Annotated in this window: 16 protein-coding genes, 2 pseudogenes and 1 other annotated feature; of the genes and pseudogenes, 3 read left to right on the top strand and 15 right to left on the bottom strand. The window is 55.6% G+C overall.

The features are described from left to right. Nucleotides 1–318 precede the first annotated feature (318 nt). The 4 genes from OCY70_RS05735 to OCY70_RS05720 all read right to left on the bottom strand — a co-directional run bounded on the left by OCY70_RS05735 (nt 319) and on the right by OCY70_RS05720 (nt 5,061). Nucleotides 319–1,248 carry a dihydrodipicolinate synthase family protein gene (locus tag OCY70_RS05735; RefSeq protein ID WP_213429071.1) on the bottom strand — a complete coding sequence of 310 codons (930 nt, stop codon included), beginning with the start codon at nt 1,246–1,248 and terminating at the stop codon, nt 319–321. A 541-nt stretch (nt 1,249–1,789) separates the two neighbouring features. Further along, nucleotides 1,790–3,469: a CoA-disulfide reductase gene (locus tag OCY70_RS05730; RefSeq protein WP_213429099.1), complete on the bottom strand. Its 1,680-nt coding sequence runs from the start codon at nt 3,467–3,469 to the stop codon at nt 1,790–1,792. Nucleotides 3,470–3,524: 55 nt separating this feature from the next. Beyond that, nucleotides 3,525–3,857 (bottom strand): rhodanese-like domain-containing protein, encoded by a 333-nt coding sequence (locus OCY70_RS05725; RefSeq protein WP_213429069.1) that lies wholly within the window; start codon nt 3,855–3,857, stop codon nt 3,525–3,527. A gap of 145 nt (nt 3,858–4,002) precedes the next feature. Continuing rightward, on the bottom strand, nt 4,003–5,061 hold the full coding sequence (locus OCY70_RS05720; protein WP_261944706.1) for a TIGR03943 family putative permease subunit: 1,059 nt from the start codon (nt 5,059–5,061) through the stop codon (nt 4,003–4,005). 407 nt (nt 5,062–5,468) lie between these two features. Here OCY70_RS05720 and OCY70_RS05715 point away from each other — a divergent pair, with 407 nt between their 5' ends. After that, nucleotides 5,469–6,713, top strand: coding sequence for an IS110 family transposase (locus tag OCY70_RS05715; RefSeq protein WP_261944707.1), 1,245 nt, complete (start codon nt 5,469–5,471; stop codon nt 6,711–6,713). Between the two features lie 215 nt (nt 6,714–6,928). On the opposite strand, the gene OCY70_RS05710 is transcribed toward OCY70_RS05715, so the two are convergent. From OCY70_RS05710 to OCY70_RS05665, 10 genes are all read right to left on the bottom strand, one after another. Beyond that, nucleotides 6,929–7,975 (bottom strand): permease, encoded by a 1,047-nt coding sequence (locus tag OCY70_RS05710; RefSeq protein WP_213429307.1) that lies wholly within the window; start codon nt 7,973–7,975, stop codon nt 6,929–6,931. A 411-nt stretch (nt 7,976–8,386) separates the two neighbouring features. Further along, nucleotides 8,387–9,016 (bottom strand): hypothetical protein, encoded by a 630-nt coding sequence (locus OCY70_RS05705; RefSeq protein ID WP_213429306.1) that lies wholly within the window; start codon nt 9,014–9,016, stop codon nt 8,387–8,389. Nucleotides 9,017–9,252: 236 nt separating this feature from the next. Next, entirely contained in the window at nt 9,253–9,732 is a 480-nt protein-coding gene (locus OCY70_RS05700; RefSeq protein ID WP_249725349.1) for an RNA polymerase sigma factor, read from the bottom strand. Nucleotides 9,733–9,845: 113 nt separating this feature from the next. Then, the gene (locus OCY70_RS05695; protein ID WP_213429305.1) at nt 9,846–10,856 is read right to left on the bottom strand and encodes a hypothetical protein; all 1,011 of its coding nucleotides are present in this window, start codon (nt 10,854–10,856) and stop codon (nt 9,846–9,848) included. A 189-nt stretch (nt 10,857–11,045) separates the two neighbouring features. After that, nucleotides 11,046–11,501, bottom strand: coding sequence for a hypothetical protein (locus tag OCY70_RS05690; protein ID WP_213429304.1), 456 nt, complete (start codon nt 11,499–11,501; stop codon nt 11,046–11,048). 832 nt (nt 11,502–12,333) lie between these two features. Next, the gene (locus tag OCY70_RS05685; protein ID WP_213429303.1) at nt 12,334–12,648 is read right to left on the bottom strand and encodes a DMT family transporter; all 315 of its coding nucleotides are present in this window, start codon (nt 12,646–12,648) and stop codon (nt 12,334–12,336) included. Then, the gene (locus OCY70_RS05680; RefSeq protein ID WP_283776771.1) at nt 12,649–12,990 is read right to left on the bottom strand and encodes a DMT family transporter; all 342 of its coding nucleotides are present in this window, start codon (nt 12,988–12,990) and stop codon (nt 12,649–12,651) included. A gap of 60 nt (nt 12,991–13,050) precedes the next feature. After that, nucleotides 13,051–13,629: a TetR/AcrR family transcriptional regulator gene (locus tag OCY70_RS05675; RefSeq protein WP_213429302.1), complete on the bottom strand. Its 579-nt coding sequence runs from the start codon at nt 13,627–13,629 to the stop codon at nt 13,051–13,053. A gap of 328 nt (nt 13,630–13,957) precedes the next feature. Next, nucleotides 13,958–14,884 carry an aldo/keto reductase gene (locus OCY70_RS05670; RefSeq protein ID WP_213429301.1) on the bottom strand — a complete coding sequence of 309 codons (927 nt, stop codon included), beginning with the start codon at nt 14,882–14,884 and terminating at the stop codon, nt 13,958–13,960. Between the two features lie 23 nt (nt 14,885–14,907). After that, on the bottom strand, nt 14,908–15,906 hold the full coding sequence (locus tag OCY70_RS05665) for a Gfo/Idh/MocA family protein (protein ID WP_373871487.1): 999 nt from the start codon (nt 15,904–15,906) through the stop codon (nt 14,908–14,910). A 202-nt stretch (nt 15,907–16,108) separates the two neighbouring features. Between OCY70_RS05665 and OCY70_RS05660 the strand changes: the two genes are divergently transcribed. Then, complete coding sequence (locus tag OCY70_RS05660) at nt 16,109–16,441, top strand: hypothetical protein (protein ID WP_213429300.1); 333 nt, start codon at nt 16,109–16,111, stop codon at nt 16,439–16,441. Between the two features lie 76 nt (nt 16,442–16,517). Here OCY70_RS05660 and argS read toward each other — a convergent pair. Further along, nucleotides 16,518–18,230: pseudogene (argS, locus tag OCY70_RS05650) on the bottom strand (arginine--tRNA ligase). A gap of 50 nt (nt 18,231–18,280) precedes the next feature. After that, nucleotides 18,281–18,536 (bottom strand) — a binding site (T-box leader). Between the two features lie 140 nt (nt 18,537–18,676). On the opposite strand from argS, the pseudogene OCY70_RS05645 reads away from it, so the two are divergent. Continuing rightward, nucleotides 18,677–20,005, top strand: a pseudogene (locus OCY70_RS05645) (ISNCY family transposase). The last annotated feature ends 353 nt before the right edge of the window (nt 20,006–20,358 follow it).

The following is a 20,358-nucleotide window of genomic DNA, read 5'->3' as shown; positions in this document are numbered from 1 at the left end:
TAAGCTCCTCCCTTTCTTCATTGCTCGCTCCGAACAAGACCAATCCCCTTCAGCAGCTTGAATATGACTACCAGTATAGCTGCCGCTGATGAACAGCCTGCTAACATTTCATGAAGAAAAGATGAAGAAGAGCTTAACAATTGTGATAGGCGGAAGGAACGCCTTCCTTCCCTGAACGCCAGAAAAGCCGCTCTCCTGGTCCAACGGGAGTGGACAAGGGCTCGCCGCATTTCAGCATTTCGGCCGGATTCATGGCCGCAGCACGGGACCCGGCTCGTTCTCAAGCCGCTCCCTGGCTGTCGGGAAGCCGCTCTTCATTCAGCTTCCTTGACGGATACGCAGCAGCTTATGGCGATCCAACAGCCGCCGCAGCTCACGCCGCAGTTCCGGGGCCAGGGGCCGGGCCGGCGGCATGACATGGGCCGGTATATCAACGCCGGAGGCGCGGACCGCTTCCTTAATCGTATGGAAGAACGGGGCGTCCAACGGGTACACCTCCGTCACGATTCGGAACAGCTTGCGCTGAATATCGGCGATGGCCGCCAGATCGCTGCGCCGGTATGCCTCGTACAGCCCGCATGTCAGATGCGGCGCGAAGTTCGCGCTCGCCGGAACCGCGCCGTCGCCTCCCGCGATCAGCGTGTCCAGCAAAAGATGATCGTAGCCGGCGAACACCGCGAACTCCGGACGCTGCCCTTTCACATCGCGGATCACCTCCAAAATCGGCTCGATCTGCTGGACCGTCTGCTTGACTCCGGCAATGTTCGGATAGGCCGCGGCCAAGGCCGCCACGACGGACGGCTTCACTTCTTGCCCGGTCAGTCCCGGATAATTGTAAATGTATATCGGCAACGACACCGATTCAGCGATGTCGGCATAATGACGGTAGAGCTGATCGTCGCTCAGCTTCGCGGCGTACGGGTTGAGGACGACGACCGCATCTGCGCCGGCCGACTCGGCGTGGCGGCTGAGCTCGATCGCTTCGTCCGTGCGGCTCGATCCGGTTCCGATGAGAACCGGAAGGCGCCCATCCGTATGACGGATCGTGAATTCAGCGGCTTGCTTGCGCTGTTCAGCCGACATGTGAAAGAATTCACCCGCCGAGCCAAGAAAAAACAAGCCGTGAACTCCGGCTTCCGTCAAAAAGTCAATCATCCGCCCCATGCCTGCGGTATCGAGCTGACCGTGTTCATCGAATACCGTAATGACCGGCGGAATAATGCCCTGCAATGCACTGTGCTGCTTCATGTCTATTCGCTCCTTCATCTGCTGTAGATCTGCGTAGCTGGCCGGGACGAGGCAGCCGGAATAAGGAATGAACATCTAAGCCGGGACGGAGTTATCGGTAACAATTTTCGCCAAAAAGAAACTCTCCATCCCGCTCAGGCATCTCGCGTCCGCACAAAATCCCCATAAGCCGGGAGCCTGCGCGTCGGCGTCCAGGCCGACATCTGTCCCTTCTACTGTAACTCTAGCATAGCGGCCGGAGCGATGCCAGGCTACATTAAGGACATCTGATGACATTCGACGCGCCGCCGCGGCCCGGAGGAGCTTCCCGCCCGGCTGGCCGAGCGAGCCTCGAGCCTTCGCCGCTATCGGGCCTCGCACTGGGGTCATATAACAGTTCCGCTGTCATCACAATTCCTCCGCCTCCCCTTTTCCACATCCTACCACAGATTGCCAGCGTTCGTCCCGTCTTTTCCTGCAACGCGGGCAGGGGCGTGATCAGCCATCACGCCCCTGTCCCTATGCGATACTCTGTGATTGCCCGGACGATTATGCCTCCCGCTTACTTCGCGCAGGCGGTTGCCGGATTCCGGCCCTCATAATAGGCCGCGTACGTCTTATACCCGCCGCTCAGATTCATGCTCTCGAAGCCGTGCTGGTCCAGGATGCGGGTTGCCAGATAACCGCGCAGCCCGACCTGGCAGCTGACGACAATCGGCCGATCCCGCGGCAGCTCGTCCAGCCGGCTGCGGAGATCGCCCAGCGGAATATGGATCGAGCCTTCGATATAGCCCGCTTCCCGCTCGGCGGACTCCCGTACATCAATGAGGCAGGCGCCCTCGCGGACCATCCGGTCAATCTGGTCGTAGTGGACGACCTTCACATCGCCGTCGACAATATGGGAGGCGACATAGCCGAGCATATTGACCGGATCCTTCGCCGACGAATATGGCGGCGCATAGGCCAGTTCAAGATCGGGCAGGTCATGCACGGTCAGATTGCCCTTGATGGCGGTGGCCACCACGTCGATCCGCTTGTCCACGCCCTGCTTGCCGACGCCCTGAATCCCATAAATGGCGCCGGTCTCCGGATGGAAGGTCAGCTTGAGCGAGATGGGAGACCCGCCAGGGTAGTATCCGGCATGGGAAGCCGGATGAATATGGACGGATTCATACGGAACGCCCAGCTTTTGCAGCGTCTTCGCATTGCTGCCCGCCACCGCAACCGTCAGATCGAACACCTTCGCCACCGCGGTCCCGAGCGTGCCCCGGTACGTCTGTCCCTTCCCGTAGATGTTATCCGCCACCAGTCTGCCCTGACGGTTCGCCGGCCAAGCGAGCGGCACCATCGCCGGCGTGCCGTGAATATAATCCTTCACTTCAATGGCGTCGCCGATGGCCCAAATATCGGGATCCTCCGTGCGCAAATATTCATCGACGAGAATGCCGCCTCTCTCGCCGAGCGCCAGTCCCGCCGAACAAGCAAGATCATTTTCCGGCCGGACACCGATCGACAGGATGGTCATATCCGTCGGCAGCACGCGCCCGCTGGCGAGAACGATGGAATGCCCCTCGTCCCGGAACGCGCTGACCCCGTCCCCCAATATAAGCTCAATTCCTTTGTCCCGCAGATGATGATGCACGATGGCCGCCATTTCCGGATCGAGCGGTGCCATGACTTGATCAGCCATTTCTACGACGGTCACCGCGATGCCGCGATGGGCCAGATTGTCCGCCATCTCCAGGCCGATGAAGCCCCCGCCGACAATGACGGCCCGCTCCGGCGATGTCTCGTCCACATGCCGTTTAATCCGGTCCGTATCCGGGATGCTTCGCAGCGTAAATGTCTGCTTCGCCTCATTCAACCCTTCGATCGGCGGCACGATAGGCTTCGCCCCAGGAGACAGAATCAGCGTGTCATACGACTCCCCGTACTGCTCCCCCGTCTTGACGTTCCGAACGGAGACCATATGGCGCTCGCGATCGATGGCCGTCACTTCCTGCTCTGTCCGAATATCGAGCCGGAACCGCTTCGACATGCCTTGGGCGGTCTGCACGAGCAGAGACTGCCGCTTCGGAATGACGCCTCCAATATAGTACGGAAGCCCGCAGTTCGCGTACGAAATATGCTCCCCTCGCTCGAATATGATGATCTCCGCGTGCTCATCCAGACGACGCAGCCGGGCAGCCGCCGTCGCGCCGCCCGCCACTCCGCCGACAATCACAATTTTGCGCTGTTTCATCATCCATCCACTCCCCAGTTACCCTATAGGGTATATAATAATGTAAAAAAAGAGATTATTTCTGCGGTCCCGTCCACCGGTTCATGCCGCCGCGCACATTGACGACATCCGCATAACCATGCCGCCGCAGCAATCCTGCCGCCCGGGCGCTTCGCATCCCGCTCTGGCAGATGACGTACAGCTTCTTCCCCTGCGGGATGCCGCTCACCTTGGCGGCAAGCCCGGACAGAGGCCGGTTCAACGCGGACGGAATATGGCCTTGGGCATACTCCCAAGGTTCGCGCACATCCACGATGACCGCGTCCTGCAGCGGCAGCAGCGCTTCCAGCTGCTGCGCCGTAATCGAAGAAGGCTTGTTCGCCCGGGACTTGAAGAGCCATCCAAACATCGCAGCTCCTCCTTTATCATTTCGCTGTATACCCCTATGGGTATATTACCATCATTCCCTCGCTGCGTCAATGCGGAAGCCCAGCCTGTCCCCCGGCCCAGAGACAAACGGCTTCAGGCGGGCCTTCATCCGGCCCGCCCCCGCTTTATTTTTTATCGAAATAAAAGTCCGCGTTCATATATACATAAGGATCCGGCGGCGCTTCGATGAGCCGAATGCCGCCGTTCTCCGCTTCGAGCTTCATCACTTCCGTATCCTCGTCCAGCTTCAGCTTCGAGAGCGTGCCGGTCACTTCAACCCAACTGTCATCGGCGAACCGTGCCGCAGCGGGCACTTCGGTCATGATGCCGTACGGGAACGCATCGGCCGCGCAGCATTCCAGGGCGAAGCGCACGACGGCGAACCGGTTCTGTCCCATCCCCTCGTCCCGGTGAACGAAGCCCCGCAGCGTAATCTTTTTCCCTTGGAACTGTTCCTTATATAGATCAAGCGTCGTAATCGTCTCGATGAACAGCTTTTCCGGAATCTTGATCTCCTGCTCGTCAATAAGCTTGGCCGCGTGATTTGCATAGATCAGCGTGTACCGGTCATAAGGGAACCGGCCGTCCCACAGCATCTCTTCCTCCTGCTCCGCGGCCTGCCCGCCAGCCTCCGGCTCCCCCGCTTCCTGCGGCGTCGCCCCGGGCTCATCCACCATCACAAGCGGAAGCTCCGGCGAAGACATTCCTTCCGCGAGGGCTCCGGAGGACCGTCCCGCCGTGCCCGGCATCCGAACCCGCTCCGGGCCGCCTGTCCGCTCCTGGGCGATGGAATACTGCACGCCCTTCTTCTCCGCCATCGCGCTGCCAAGCGGGGAGACCGGCAGCAGCGCGGCCGCCGCCAGCGGAAGCACAAACACAAGGGACCAGCCCGCCTGCCTTCCGATGCGGAAGCCGCCCGGGTGATGATCGCAGCCGCAATCCGCATGCCCGGCCTCCTCCTCCGGCGAGAAGAACAGGATCAGCGCCCGATAGAGCTGGAAAGCGGCCAGCACATAGAGGGCAGCGGTTCCCCACTGCACCCAGATTTCCATGCGGGGGGCGATATAATACTGCACCTTGTCCTGCCAGAACAGAGACAAGATGAATAAGGACCAGGCGAACATAATGACCGACTGCAGCAAATAGACCAGCGCCTGCCGCCATGGGCGCTTCCGTAGGGACATGCGAATTACTCCTCGTATAGTATTTCCTAAAGGCAGTTTTGAGTCTTTTTCCAGTCCTTTATAGGAACATAGAATGCCTTCAAAATTTCCAGCTTGCACATTGAAAATTAATATGGGGACTGGACTTTCCGGAATGTCTCCGGACAATGGAACTTAGGGTTCCATTCGGGGAAATTCGTTTCACTCCTGTAGTCCAATCTACTTTTTAAGTCTGTTTCTCCGGTACTCGCTTGCACTTCTTACCCGCTGGCTGTTCCCTTCGGCAACTCATGCCCGACTGTAGCAGCGTCGGGGCAGCTCATGAACCGAAGCGTGTTCTCATATGCGAGGGTGATTGATCGGCGAGTCCGCCGGAGACAGTCCGGAGAGTCCGTTCCCTGAATCCCTTATAGAAAGGAGGAATTCTCTTGAAGCTTTTTGTCGGTATTGACGTCAGTTCCGAAGAACTGGAAGCCTGTTTGATGAAATCGGATGGCGACACCCTGGAGACCTTCAAGACCACCAACAATCTGCACGGCGCCTCTTACTTGCGGGATCGCATCATTTCTGCTGCGGTCAAGACAGCCTGCTCTGAGGTTCATATCGGGCTTGAAGCCACATCCGTCTACAGCTGGCATCCAGCCATGTACTTGCATGAGGATGAGGCCCTTCAACAATTGAATGCCAAGGTGTTCACCATTAATCCGAAGCTGATTAACAAATTCAAAGACGCTTATGCCGACCTGGACAAAACCGATCGCATCGATGCCTGGATCATTGCAGACCGCCTGCGTTTTGGCAGACTCACGACGACTATCGTGATGCAGGAACAGTACATCGCCTTGCAGCGGCTCACTCGCATGCGATTCCATCTCGTACACAACCTCACCCGCGAGAAGCAATACTTTTTGCAAAATCTGTTCTATAAGTGCAATGCTTTTCGCGCGGAAGTGGACAGTTCCGTGTTCGGCCATGCCATCATGGAAATGCTCTCGGAAAAGTATAGCCTGGATGAGATGGGGAATATGGATGTCGCCCATTTGGCTGACTATCTAAAGGACAAGGGGAGAAATCGTTTCCCCGATCCCGAACACGTCGCCCGCTGTATTCAAAAGGCGGCTCGGGCCTCGTACCGCCTCTCGAAGGTTGTCGAGGATTCCATTGATTTGGTGCTGGGCACCTCAATTCAGTCGATCCGGAGCATCCAGCGTCAGCTTAAAGAGCTCGACAAGGCGATTGAGCGCATTTTAGACGGCATTTCCAGCAGCCAGTGCCTCCGTTCCATTCCGGGCATTGATCGGGTCTATGCCGCAGGCATCCTGGCCGAGATCGGCGACATCGACCGCTTCACGGATCAAGCCGCCTTGGCCAAGTATGCGGGTCTGACGTGGCGCAAGCACCAATCCGGCTCCTTCGAGGCGGAAGATACAAAGCGCATTCGTTCCGGCAACCGATTCCTTCGCTACTACCTTGTTGAAGCTGCCAACTCGGTAAAAAACCGCGACCCGGAATTCGGGGAGTACTACCGGAAGAAATTCAATGAAGTCCCTAAGCATCAACACAAACGTGCCCTCGTCTTAACGGCAAGAAAACTTGTGCGTCTGGTCGATGTGCTGCTACGCAACGACCAACTCTATACGCCCAGAAGGAAGGTGAAGCCGACAGAGCAATAATGCCTTGGCTCAAGAATTTTCTTCTCTAATTCCCAGTTAAATTATGGTATTTTACTTAATTTTCGACTGGGTCTAGTTTGGTGATGCCTTTTTTGGGATTGATCCTGCTGCACGCCAAGGAAATTTTCCAATTCTCATAAATCAGGGACTTGACATCATACCGCTGGACTTATCGGGATAAAATAAAGGGCTCCCCGCCAGGCATCAGCGGGATTTTACAGGAACAGAGCTTGCCATAGAAGCGAGCAGGCCAGCACCGTGACCGCGATCAGGAGACTGAGTCCGGCGACGAACCGGGCGCGGAAGACGCCGGCCAGCATGAGCGACGTCTTCAGATCCAGCATCGGTCCGAAGACGAGGAAGGTCAGCAGCGCTCCTGGCGCCAACAAGGAACTGAACGAGGCCGCAATGAACGCATCCGATGTCGAGCAGAGCGAGATAAGATACGCGAATCCCATCATGAACAGATGAGAGCCAACTCCTTCCGGCACTGCCGAAGCCAGCCAATCCCGCCCGATGCCGTTCTGGATGAATGCCGTGATGAACGCGCCCATTAACAAATATTTGCCCATATCGAGGAACTCGTCCCCCATGTGATAGACGCTCGCTTGCAGCTTCCTTCGCAGCGGGGCCTTCGCCGGAAGCTGATGTTCGGCTTGATGCGGCTCATGTCCCCCATGCCGGCAGCCTCCCGCATATTCTTGTTCCCCCGCCGCATCCTTAAGCGGATTCCGCTTAACGGTCGCATACAGCGCGAGACCGATCACGACCGCGATGACGAACGCCAGCCCCATCCGATAATAAGCCATTTCGGGCTGGCTGCGGAAAGCCATCGACGTCGAGGCGAACACGATCGGGTTGATAATCGGCGAAGCCAATATGTACGTTACCCCGATGTAGACGGGCATTCCTTTTTGAATGAGCCGCCGCACGACCGGCACCATCCCGCATTCGCACAGAGGCAGGAGCACTCCGATTAGAGACGCCGCCACGACTCCGGCCAGCGGATGACGCGGAATCCAGCGCGCAATGACCCCTTCCGGCACGAATTCATGCAAAATGGCCGACACCGCGACGCCCAGCATAAGAAAAGGCAGCGCCTCGATGACCAGACTGATGCCGATTGTCGTTACGCCGCTCAGAAAATCCGGATCGACCGGAACAGATACGCCAGCCAGGCTCTGATTCGTGAATACAAGATACAGCATGGCTGCGCAGACCACCGTCACCGCATATGTTCCGTAACGGAACAGGACGTTCATAACTAGTTACCTCCTCTTTTCCCGCTTCTCTCCGGGACGACGAAGGCCGAATGGAGAGCTTGTCCTATACTATTCCAGTTATTTAGTAATTATTACGATTAATAAAAACAAAGCCAGCGTATCACGCTCCGGCCGCTCCGTCAAGCGCATGTCGTTTTTTTATCCAGAACAAGCATACCCAACTCAGCACCCAGATCAAAAAGCCAATCATCAAGCACCCTCCCATCGCTGCGCCTTGCTGGAGGCGTCGAGGCCTGCAGCCTGCCGGCGCCGAAATCCGCTCCTCGGATACTCCTCTCTATTATTTATGTTCGCGTATACGCGGATAGTGACAGAAATAGGTCTATGACAACGAAAAAGCTGACCTATAAGCAGCGTGCTTACAGGCCAGCCCTTCTAACCTTTTTCTATTTAGGGCTCAAAAGTCAGGAAAGCGCTGCGCCAAGGATTGTTCCCCGCCTCGTCCGGCTGCACCTTCAGATGAAGCACCCCTTTGTCGTCATAATCGGCGCCCAATATCGTAATATCCTTGCCTTCATACGGAACCTTCTGCGGGAATTTCCCGTCCGGACGGACGCGGAACGCGCTTGTTGCTTTGGCATCGGTGACATATAATCTTTTCAATTCCAGCGTCATCTGCTGCGGCTGACGCCGTTCACCAACTCCCGCAGATTGCCGGATTGACGAATCGGGTATACTTTGCCCCTCTCGTCCCGCAAAATCAAATTTTCCCTGACCACGTTGGGTCGGCTTTATATTTTCGATCCCTAAAGGAACCTGAATGTCTTCCGATTCCGACTCGACGACCTTGTACTCTTCGTTCCGCCGCACCTTCGTCAGCCGAACGGTCAAATTTTCGCTGCCCTGCTTTAACTGTTCCACGAACTCCGGAGAGAGCGGCTTGTCATACGTCCGCGTAACCACATCATCCGATTGCTGTCCCCGCTTGTTCATCTCCTCCGCCGTATCGACCGGGTACGTCGTCGAACTGGTACTGCCGTCCGAGAAATGCACTTTGTCCAACTCCGGAAGTGTCGCCATATAACTTTCCAGCTCGTTCCCCAGCCGGCAGCGACCGCTCCCATACTGCGGCGCAACACTTTCGTTCTGCTGCGGCGGCGCACCGTCTTGTCTATGCGCTCCGTAATCCGCCGTGACAATTCAGCAGGTACAGGAACTTCCGGCAAGTTTTCCAGCATCTTTTCAATCTCCTCGTCCCTGTACTCCATTAGCATCTTGCCTCCTTTATTTCAGGAACCATTTGCTGCTTGAAAAATTTAATCGTTATTGTAGATTTTCGTCTTTACGGTGCCGATCGGCATTTCTGTCATCTCTGCGATTTCTTCCAGCGTATATCCTTGCACGTATTTCATCTGGATAAGCATGCGCGTCAATGGCGGCTGCTTGTGCAACAACGCGTGCAGATCCAGCATTCCATCCGTGAGCGGGCTAGCCGCGCAGCCCATCACCACTTCATCCTCGGTATAGACGATAGACTTCGTTCTCCGCAGGTGCAGCTTGCATTGATTAATCACGATTCGCGTAAACCATGTATTGAATTTATCCGGATCTCGCAATTTTTTGATATTGATAAGCGCCTTCTCTACGGCATCGCACACCGCATCCATACTGGCTCCCTCATCATGCAAATAACTGTATGCGATGCGAAACGATCGGTCTTGAATTTGCTGAACCGCGAGCGCGAAGCTGTCCGAATCGCCTTGCTGCGCACGGATAATCAGCATCTTCTGATCCATAATTCCTCCTCCTTCGGGTCATCACTTAGATGCGCGGAGGCCACAAATAGTTTTGAAGCAAAAAAATTTTTATACGGTTCGCATCACATCACGCCGAACGCCGGGCTTTTACGCTAGTTCATCCTGCTGGCTTTGACTGGCGTGACTCGGAACAGCGTCGCCTGTTTGCTCATATTCAGCCCGACTTCAATGGAAGGAGATCCCTGCTTCGTGAAATGGAACACATTCGCAAGCTCTATATCACGCTTGACCGCGTAGCCTTGCACATCGATGCCGAACACTTTTTTCGAGACGGAGGCTGCCGCGGATACCGCATCCTTTTCCTTCACATTGTGCAGGAATTGCTTATTCACTTTCGCATCCATCGGAGTCGAATCATAGGAATTAAAAATGCCCCATACCTTCCCCGTTTTTGCGCCCATCGTTACCGAAATCGAGCCTTTGCTTGTGGCTTCGCTGTCGAATCGCCATACATCCCGGCCTTCGCCTTGCGTACGCGATACCCGCTTCGCCTCGAACGCTCGTCCGCCAACCTGGACTGCGCGTTCAGCGGTCTGACGCACTTTCTCATCGACGGCCCCCGGGTCATAAGCGACGCTGGCATACGTCTGCTTGTCGTTGGCAAACTGAACATTGGCATCCTTGCCTCTGACATAAGTATGGATAATGCCATCATCCTCAGTGCCGAAGAATGATATGTTACGCTGTACCTTGTCCAACGTGAACGTTCTGGCCGGATCAATATTTTTCAGCGCATCCATTGCCTGCTTCTGCATCGTAGCACTCCAATCCCCAAACGACAACTCAGCACGGGCGCTTGTTACATTGCCTGTCTTCCCGTTCATAACGACTTGTCCCGACTGCACTCCCCCGTCCGGGTAAATGAACCATGTGCCGTTCAACTCCGTGGCGCTCGCCAATTTTACATCCTTGCCCGCCAGTTGGCGCATCGTTTTCTGAGCGGTTTCCAGCAGCTTCGCGTCCAATTCCGAAATGGTGTTCCCTGCCTGCGATTGCTTCTGTGCCGTCTTCTTCGATCCGTTGGCTGGCGCGTTAGTCTCTGCCGGTGCCCCAACTGGTCCAAGTGCGGCAAGCATTATGCCGGATAACTCAAGTTTTTTCATAAAAAAGCACGCACCCGCCGGAAAGCAAATGCATGCCCTATTTTCTTATATGTCCATATTGAATGTCAGAGCTCGCCTGTTTTGGTGCGGCCGTGGCCTTGCCTTCCTTTTGTCGCCCACTCCATCGTTTGCCGCTTCTCTTTGTCCGCGTGCTGCGGCTTATCCTGAACACTCGACCGACTTTGAGAGCTAGCGAGAGCTGGCCACTTCCCCGGCAACGGCGCTGATCGAGATAAGAACACTTTTTTTGGTGCTGTTATTCCTTGCCTCGAGCCTCCACTCCAGCTTATTCTGCGAAGAGTACATCACCGCTTTTTTGACGGAAAAAGACTGGTTACCCAATACTTTCAGCAAATGCTCTGCTCCTGCTTTTACCGCCTGGGGCATATTCGCATAGGAATACGTCAATTGAATACTCGATACATCGCCGCCATCAAAAGTTACCGAGAACGAATCCCCGCTCAAGGAAGTATATACTTCACGGTCTGTGTGATAAGTACGCTGCGCATGATTGAATGTGACGTTCTTCCATGCCGGCTCCAGCTCCTTCACGGCCTTGACAGCAGCCGACCTCAATGCCTCTCCGACTTGCTCCCCCTTCATATGCAGGACCGCCATCGATACTTCCCCGGTCTCGCCCTTCACCTGCGCCTGATTCCCTTCCTCGTCCGACAGGAAAGCGGCCCGCCGGCAATGTCATGACCAGCATGCATAATACGGCCAGCATGGCACTCATTTTTCGATAGGATGCCATAGTATAATTTCCTCCTCATTTATGTACCTACTTAATAGATTCATTGGACGAGGAAAAAGTTTGCTGGTAACCAAATTTTTCTTCGCATTCCTTCTTACGTTCTCATCCTGTTCACACTATGTTCTCGTACGTTCTCGTTTCCGGCCTTTTTGCCGCTATCCCCTACCGTCAGCTAGCCAAAGCATCGCTATCCATCTCCGTCAGCACGGCCGTTTGTATCGCTCCCCCATTTCTTCATCAAGCCTTTGCTCCACTATCCCATTCCATCAGCAGGCCTTTGCATCACTCTCCCGTTCCGTCAGCAGCCTTTGCATAGGTATCCCGTTCCATCAGCACAGACTATCCTGATCCTTCAAAGTTAAGGAACAGGAGCCCCCATGGGGGAAGGCTGTGTCTTCTGGTCTATTGAAAAACAGCGCGCGCGGCCGCCTAATTGAATCCTCATCTCCGCTTTTCATGCATGCTTCTGAGTCAAGGGGAGAATGAGCATAAGCGTGCTTACAGAGTACCCGACCCATTCGACAAACCAAGAAGATACGATTATCCCTTTTTTGGCTTTTTCCATGTAACGTGATAAATCCTGGCTGCTGATTGGAAGGGAGAGTGGATTAAAGAGCAGCGCAACACCCCATCCGCCCCCCGACCAACAAAAAAAATCCCGGCCACATAGACCGGGATTACCCGCAACGCACGCTGGCGCTGAATTGACAATATCACATTAGATCAAGATACAAGCTTCAAACCGATGGCTGCTCCCAGCACCATGCATATAAAGACAATCCGCTTCCAATCCTTCGATTCGCCGTAGGCCAGCATGCCGGCAATGGCGCCGCCCGATGCGCCGATACCGGTCCAGATCGCATAGGCGGTCCCCATCGGAAGCGTCTCCATTGCATAAGCCAAGAAGGCGAAGCTCGCTCCGAAACCAATCATCATATATATGACGGACTGCCATGTTTTTTCCGCATGGAATTTGTTAATCATCGTTACCCCAACCATTTCGCATATCCCTGCCAGCAGCAGCGAGATCCAAGCCATCTATGCCTCAGCTCCTTCCTTGTCCTTCTCCTTCGTAACCATTTTCAGGCCGATAACTCCGCCCAGGAGCAAGAGAATAAGGAGAACCTTCGAGACGCTGAACGGTTCGCCGAAGAAAACAATGTCGGAGAACACCGTTCCGGCGGTCCCCAGACCGACGAACACCGCATATACGGTGCCTACCGGCAGCTTCTTCCCCGCCATGATCAAGACGTAGAAGCTGATGAGGATGGCGATTATTGTGCCTATCCATTCCCATACATTGCTGGCATGCTTCAAGCCAATGACCCAAAACACTTCAAAAAATGCAGCGATAAATACTTTGACCCAATGAATATTCATCGTCTCACCTCTCCTGTTGCCCGGCTCTCTACGTAGTATGGCTTATCTATCGCCGCCCGATTACGGGGCGATGCTGCGCCGGAACATCGTCCATGACGCATCCAGCCTCTTCTTGAAGCGCACCGGCCCCCCCAGCAGCATTTCCACCAGCACCCCGTCCAGCAAGCACATGAAGGCGGCGATAACGGTGTTCAGCTCGAGCTTGGCCAGTTGTCCTCTCGTCATTCCCTGTTCGCATACTCCGGCCAGCATTCGTTCCATTTCGTCCAGATAGCCATTAACCCGATCAATGACCGGGCCCAGCAGCGGCGGCGGCGGAAAGAACATCATGCGAAGCAGGAACTTCACATTGCTGTCGCTCTGATACCGTTCCTCGTAATCGACAATCAGGCCATACAGCTGATCATCAATTGCCTTCTGCTCCCCCTGCTGAGCGAAATAATCCGCCAGCCGCTCCAATTGATCCGCGACCGCCTTGTCGATGACACTCAAGAATAGATCATCCTTGTTCTTGAAATGCGCGTAAATCGATGGCGTTCGAATACCGACTTGGCGGGCGATATCGGACAGAGCGGCTCCTTCGTATCCGCTCGCGGCGAAATGCTCCAACGCAGCTTCCAAAATACGGTTGGCCGTCATGCGCCATTCCCCCATTCCTTGTACCTAACTAACGTTAGTTAGATTTTTTCACATTCGCGATTGATTGTCAAGGGTTTGTTAGAGGAGAAAACTTTACATACGCATTGCATCAGTTTATCTTTCCCTTTTCGATGAAAAAGACGGCCTTCGCCAGTGTGGAGAAGCAGCTGCTGCATGAAGGGTTTGTCCCGTTTTGCTTGTCGATTCCTCGCAGGAGACCGATTTTTACGGGCCTCGTCATACGCTGTCCCATCTTCCGCCTCGCCTACATACGACAAATCACCCGCCCTCCCTGACGGGACAACGGGTGATTCTTAAGGTTGCAAACTTAGGCGGGCTGTAAATCAAGCCAGGCGATTTCCTGTTCGGTTAGCGACAGCCGTGCGGCCGCGAAGCAGGACTCTAGCTCCTCGCGGTTCCGGGCGCCGATAATGGCTCCCGTCGGGAACGGCTGATGAAGGACATAAGCCAGGGCAATCTGAATCGTCTCGACTCCTTTGCTCGCGGCGAGCTTGCTGGCCCGATCATATCGTTCCCAGTTCGCGTCATTGTAGAAGACACGCATAAGATCCGGGTCTGGGCAATCCTCTCTCGTATAGCGGCCCGTGAAAAATCCTCGCGCCTGGGAGGACCAGGACAAAAGCGGGAGCCCCGTACGGCGGTGCCAGCCGATGGTCTCCGCTTCCGCGCTGATACAGTCCGGCCAATACGGTTCCTTCGCTTTGGCCAGACTCAAGTTCGGGCTGCTGAACGAGAACCCGCGCAGACCATTGGCTTCCGCATACCGGTTCGCCTCCTCCAGCCGGTGCCAGGTCCAATTCGAGCCCCCGAAAGCCTGGACTTTGCCTTCCTCTACCAGCTCATTCAAGATATCGAGAATGACGGCCACTTCCACGTCCGGGTCGTCCCGATGCAGCGCGTATAGATCGACATAATCGGTGTGCAGCCGTTCCAGACTCTGCTCCAGTTGATCGCGAATCGCCTGCCGGTTCACCTGCTTGCCATGCTGATTCGGATGGGCCCCCTTCGTCCAGATCCGGATGTCCTTCCGGTTCCGCCGCTCCTCCAGCCACATGCCGATTGCCTGCTCGCTCTTGCCTCCGCAATAAATGTAGGCCGTCGTATTGCCGCCCAGCTCCGTGAACTCATCAAGAACCTGGGCCACATGATCATACGTCTCCGGCGTAAAAAAGTCCGAGCCCATGATTAAGCGGGATACTGGCTGCTCCAGCCCTTGGATGTCCAGCATCTTCATTCGGTATCCTCCTCCCCTGTCCATCACCTATCATGGATGACGACTCGCCGCCGCTCCCGGGCGGAGGCCAAGCAGGCTTCGATCGCCTTCATATTGAGCACGGCATCCTCCGGCTCGAACAGCAGGCTCTCCTCGCCCCAGACGGCCCGCGCCAAATTGTCGGCCTGGAGCGCATAGGTATTCAGCTCCGGCGGCGTTTCTTCCCGCGTTCCGTTCACGCCGTGTACAGTAAACGCGGGATTGCCGACGAAGGCCGAGGGCAGCACGATCCGCCCGTCGGCTCCGAGAATCTCCAGCGTGTTGCGGGAGGCTGCCCACATGGCGCAATCGAACGTCAAGCCCACCCCGTTCGGGAATTCCAGCAGCCCGGACGCCATCATGTCCACATCCCCGTGATCCGGGGAGAAGAACGCCTGCGCCGCGGCAGCGACCGGCTCCGTGCCGAGCACATACCGGGCGGCGCTGATCGGATAACAGCCGACATCATAAATCGATCCGCCGCCCCATTCCTTCTTGTACCGCACATTGCCGGCATCGCCGGCATTATTGAAGGTGAACGCGCCGTGAATGCCGCGCACCTCACCTATCTCCCCCGACCCGATAATGTCGCGAATGCGGGCATAGCGGGGATGGTGGCGGTACATGAACGCTTCCGCCAGCAGCACGTTCGCCTCCCGGCAAGCCGCGGCCATCCGCTTCGCCTCGCCGGCCGTCAGCGCAATCGGCTTCTCGCACAACACATGCTTGCCCGCCTCCGCCGCCCGGATCGTCCATTCCATATGAAGATGATTCGGAAGCGGAATATAGACGGCGTCGATGCCCGGATTGGCGAGCAGCTCCTCGTAGCTGCCGTACGCCTGCGGAATGTTGAGCTTCCGGGCCGTCTCCTCCGCTCTGAGCAGCTCGCGGCTAGCGATTGCCGCCACTTCCCCCGTCTCGGAAGCCCGGATGCCAGGGATGACGGCGCGCATCGCAATGCTGGCGCACCCGAGTATGCCCCAGCGCAGTTTGTGGGTCATCATTGCCACTCCTCCATCCATATGTCATCGTTATGAAATCATATGACTCTATTATAGAAAACGGTCTGACCAAAATCTATAAAAGCGTTTTCATATGCATGTAACGATTTGAAGCGGTAAAAAAATTGATTTATGCATAATTTCTCATGCATGCGCAACACTAACCAAGTATGCAACTACCAACAACACTTAGGAGGCACACACGATGTACAATGCATCTATCTCTTCCCAAATCAATCAGTGCGAGCAAATCATTACCCAAATGATGCGCCAAACGCAACAAGCATCGCAAATGTACCAGCAATTGATGCAGCAGGAGCAGCAAAACGCTTCCCGTCTGGAAGAGCTGGCTCAGCGCGAGCGCCAAGCGGTGCAAGTTATCCAGACGGCGCTGCAAGGCCATCAGACGGCGATGCAGCAAATGCAGCAAGTAACCCAGCTCTGCCAGCAAATGGAGCACTCGATGCAAAGCGCCGCCAACCTTAGCTATGTTCAGCCGTCCTACGGGGCGAGCTCCTATACGAATCGCGCTTACTAATGCTATTCCCCGCATGTATCGGGCCGCTCCTCGGTGAGGCAGCGGCCCGTAATCCGTAACGTCCCAAACGCTATATTCATGCGGGCGTCTGAATTCCGATAATGTGCAGCCCTTGGCGCAGCACGCTCGAGACGGCGGACGTCAGCGCCAGCTTCGCTCTTCTCGCTTCCGGATCGTCCACCAGAATCGGCTCATGGTGATAGAAGCGGTTGAACTGCTTCGCCACTTCCAACAGCATGCGCACGAACAGCGAAGGCTCGTTGTGTTGGACGGCGGCGGCGACCGTCTCCTCGAACTGGGACAATGTCTTCACGCAAGCCCATGCTTCCGGGCCGGACAAATGCAGGCCCGGAAGCGGCGCAGCGGCTGCTGCGGCATCGTCCTGTGCGCCCGTAGCGATCTCCTGCCCCTTCTCCAACAGACGCAGTGTGCGCGCGTACGTGTACTGCATATAAGGGGCCGTCTCCCCTTCAAAGCGCAGCGCCTCGTCCAGCTGGAAGTCCACGCTCAGCATCCGGCTGTTCTTCACATCGCCGAACACGATTGCCCCGACCCCGATTGCCTCCGCAATGCTCTCCTTGTCCGGAGACTGCGGGTTTTTCTCCTCGACAATCGCCATCGCTTTGCCGACCGCCTCATTCAGCACCTCATCCAAAAAGACGACCTTGCCTCTTCGCGTCGACATTTTCTTGCCGTTGAAGGTCATCAAGCCGAAGGCGACATGCTCGCAATCCTCCGCCCAGGCATACCCCATCTTGCGAAGCACCGCGTACACTTGGCGGAAATGAAGCTGCTGCTCCGCGCCGACCACATACAGCAGCTTGTCGGCGCCCATCACTTACTTCCGGTAGATCGCCGTAGCCAGATCGCGCGTCGGATAGATTGTCGTGCCGTTCGATTTCAGGATGAGACAAGGCGGCATGCCTTCCTCATCGAGACGGACGACCATGGCGCCATCACTCTCTTCCAGCAGGCCAAGTTCGGTCAGCCGCTCCACGACCGCCCCCATCTTGTCGTTGTAGAAGCTCTCGCCAAGCACATGATCGAACTGAACGCCCAGCCGCTCATACACCCGGTTGAATTCCTCCATGCTCACATCGACGAAATACGACCATAAGGAGAGCGTCTCCGCATCGCCCTGCTCCAGCTTGCGGAACCATTCGCGCGCCTCGTCCTCCAGCTTCGGCTGCCGCTCCGATTCCTCATGGAACTTCACATATAGCTTCAGACTCTCTTCTATAGGCTGGCGGCGCAGCGCCTCTTCATCGCCCCAATGCTTGTAAGCGGCGATCAGCTTGCCGAATTGGGTGCCCCAATCGCCAAGATGATTCACCTTCTCCACCTCATACCCGGCCTGTCTGTACAGATTGGCCAGCGCATTGCCGATGACCGTGGAGCGCAAATGCCCGATGCCGAACGGCTTCGCGATATTCGGGGACGACATGTCAATGACGACCCGCTTGCCGGCTCCGGTCTGCAAGCGTCCATAATCGGGCTGGAGCATGCGCTCTAGCAGCTTCGGCGCCTGGATGGCCGGAGCGAAGAACAGATTGACGTATCCGTCGGCCGCTTCGGCGCGGACGCCGTCCCGGCCCCGCTCGTTCACCTGCGCGGCGATCTCGGCCGCAATCTGAGGCGGGCCCTGTCTCCGCTGCTTCGCCAGCGGGAAGCAAGGATACGCATAATCGCCCAGCTCCGGCTTCGGCGGCAGCTCCAGACTGCGCAGCAGCTCCTCCATCGGCAATTGCACGAATGGTTGCAGCAGCTCGGCTGCAGCGTGTTTTAACATGACAACAACCTCCATTACAAGTTCATGAAAATAGAAAAAGCCCCCGTCTGCAAAGAGACGGAGGCATTGGATCCGTGGTACCACTCTCATTGAACCGGGCATGCTGATGCCTGGTTCCCCTTATTCCCGAATAACGGCTGCGCCGGAATGCCCTACTTCCCGCCCCTCCCCCAGGTTGCGCGGCGGCTTCGGTTCAGGCATTCAACTCCCGGGTCCGCTTCCCTGACGCTGCCGTGCCGGCTTCCACCTGTTCCGGCTCTCTGCTGACGGCTCCACGTACGGTACTCTCCCGATCATCGTCTTTTGATATGCGGTTAATGTCGTTCATTATATCGTGCGCGAGCCGAGAAATCAACATTTCCGTTCCATTCTTGTTGTTCTTCTGTGATAATGTCACCCTATAACTGTTCTGAGATAATGTCACTATGGGACAGGAGATAATGACATTGACGAAAGCAAAAATGAAGAAGGTACCCGTTGTGGAGAAAATCATAGATGGGCGGATGACCAATAGGGAGGGAGCGGCAGCGCTTGGTTTATCAGAACGCCAAGTCATTCGGCTGAAGAAGAAATACCAATCCGGAAAAGGGGCACAAGAACTTATACACAAGAATCGGGGGAAACGGCCACGCCACGCCCTACCCAATGAAGTGAAGGAACGAGTCATTGAGTTGTACACAGCCAAGTATTACGGAAGCAATTGCTGTCACTTCGCAGAGCTTCTGCAGGAGCGTGAATCGTTGACACTGAGCGCTTCCAGCGTGAGACGTATCCTTCTGGCTAGTGGGCTTAAGCAGGCCAAGCAACGGCGCCGCAGTAAAGCCCATCCGCCACGGGAACGCAAACCGCAAGCCGGCATGCTGTGGCAGATTGACGCAACTCCTTATGCATGGTTGGAGGATCGGGCTCCGTCCTTTACGCTGCATGCTGCGATTGACGATGCAACAGGTACGGTTGTCGGTGCCGTCTTTCGTCCGAACGAATGCCGGGAGGCCTATTCCCTTGTCATGCAGCAAGGAATAGAAAAATACGGGATTCCCCTTGGGCTCTACAGTGATCGGCATACGATTTTCCGGTCGCCTAACGAAAAGCTGACGCTCGAGCAAGAGCTCGCTGGGGAGACCAAACCGCTCTCCCACTTCGGCAAAGCGATGGCTGACTTGCATATTGAGCACATCAAGGCAATTACACCGCAAGCCAAGGGACGGGTAGAGCGTCTCTGGCAAACCTTCCAGGATCGCTTGGTGATCGAACTGCGGCTTCTTGGCATCAAGACGCTGGAAGAGGCGAACGCGGCTCTGCCTAGCCTATTGCAGAAGCACAATCACAAATTTGCTATAGAGCCTAAAATGACCGATTCGGCTTACCTGAAACTTGATCCATCTATCGATTTAAATCATGTGTTCACGCTTCGCAATTATCGGCAACTCGGGACCGGAAACACCCTATCGTACAACGGAAAGTGCTATACCCTTGCCCAGCCTGCTTCCCTTCGTCTAGATGCAAAAACGACGGTTGAAGTGCGGGAGACGTTAACAGGGGACGTATTATTGTGGCACCAAGGCCAGCCCTGGGCACGGAAAGAAACTAACAAGCCACAGCGCAAGAAGTCCTGATCAAAAAAGGCGAGTTCTGCGTCCCCGCGCAAACCCGCCCAGAATCATCCGTGGAAAACCACGTATGATACCACTAAAAATAAGCGTACCACAAAAAACAGTTCGTTCCAAGATGCAATGTATTCACAACATAATAGCTATGCAGAGGTCACCTGGTAAAGCTGACCTCTGATCACACAAGTGACATTTTCATAGCACAGTTAAAGTGACATTTTCACAGACGATTGACACAAAAAAACGAGTGTCCGCTTTGATTCAGCGCCTCTTCTCTGTCGCCTTCCTCCTTCTGTTCATTATCCCATTTGGTCAGCCATACGTTCACTATCCCGCTCAGTCATACTATCCCGTCAGGTCAGGGCAGCCGTTTCACCAAGCTACAACTCTATGTGGCGCTTATCCGTTGACTGTAAACCATTAAGGGATGGACGACGCTGCCGGCTCCCGACATAGCGCCCGCAGAAAATTACCGGAACCTTCCTCCTGCAGGATCGTACCTATCTACCATAGACGTA

Source organism: Paenibacillus melissococcoides (assembly GCA_944800085.1).
GTDB lineage: Bacteria > Bacillota > Bacilli > Paenibacillales > Paenibacillaceae > Paenibacillus_B > Paenibacillus_B melissococcoides.
The sequence above is the reverse complement of the archived record's forward strand: the minus strand, read 5'-3'. Positions and strand labels throughout refer to the sequence as shown.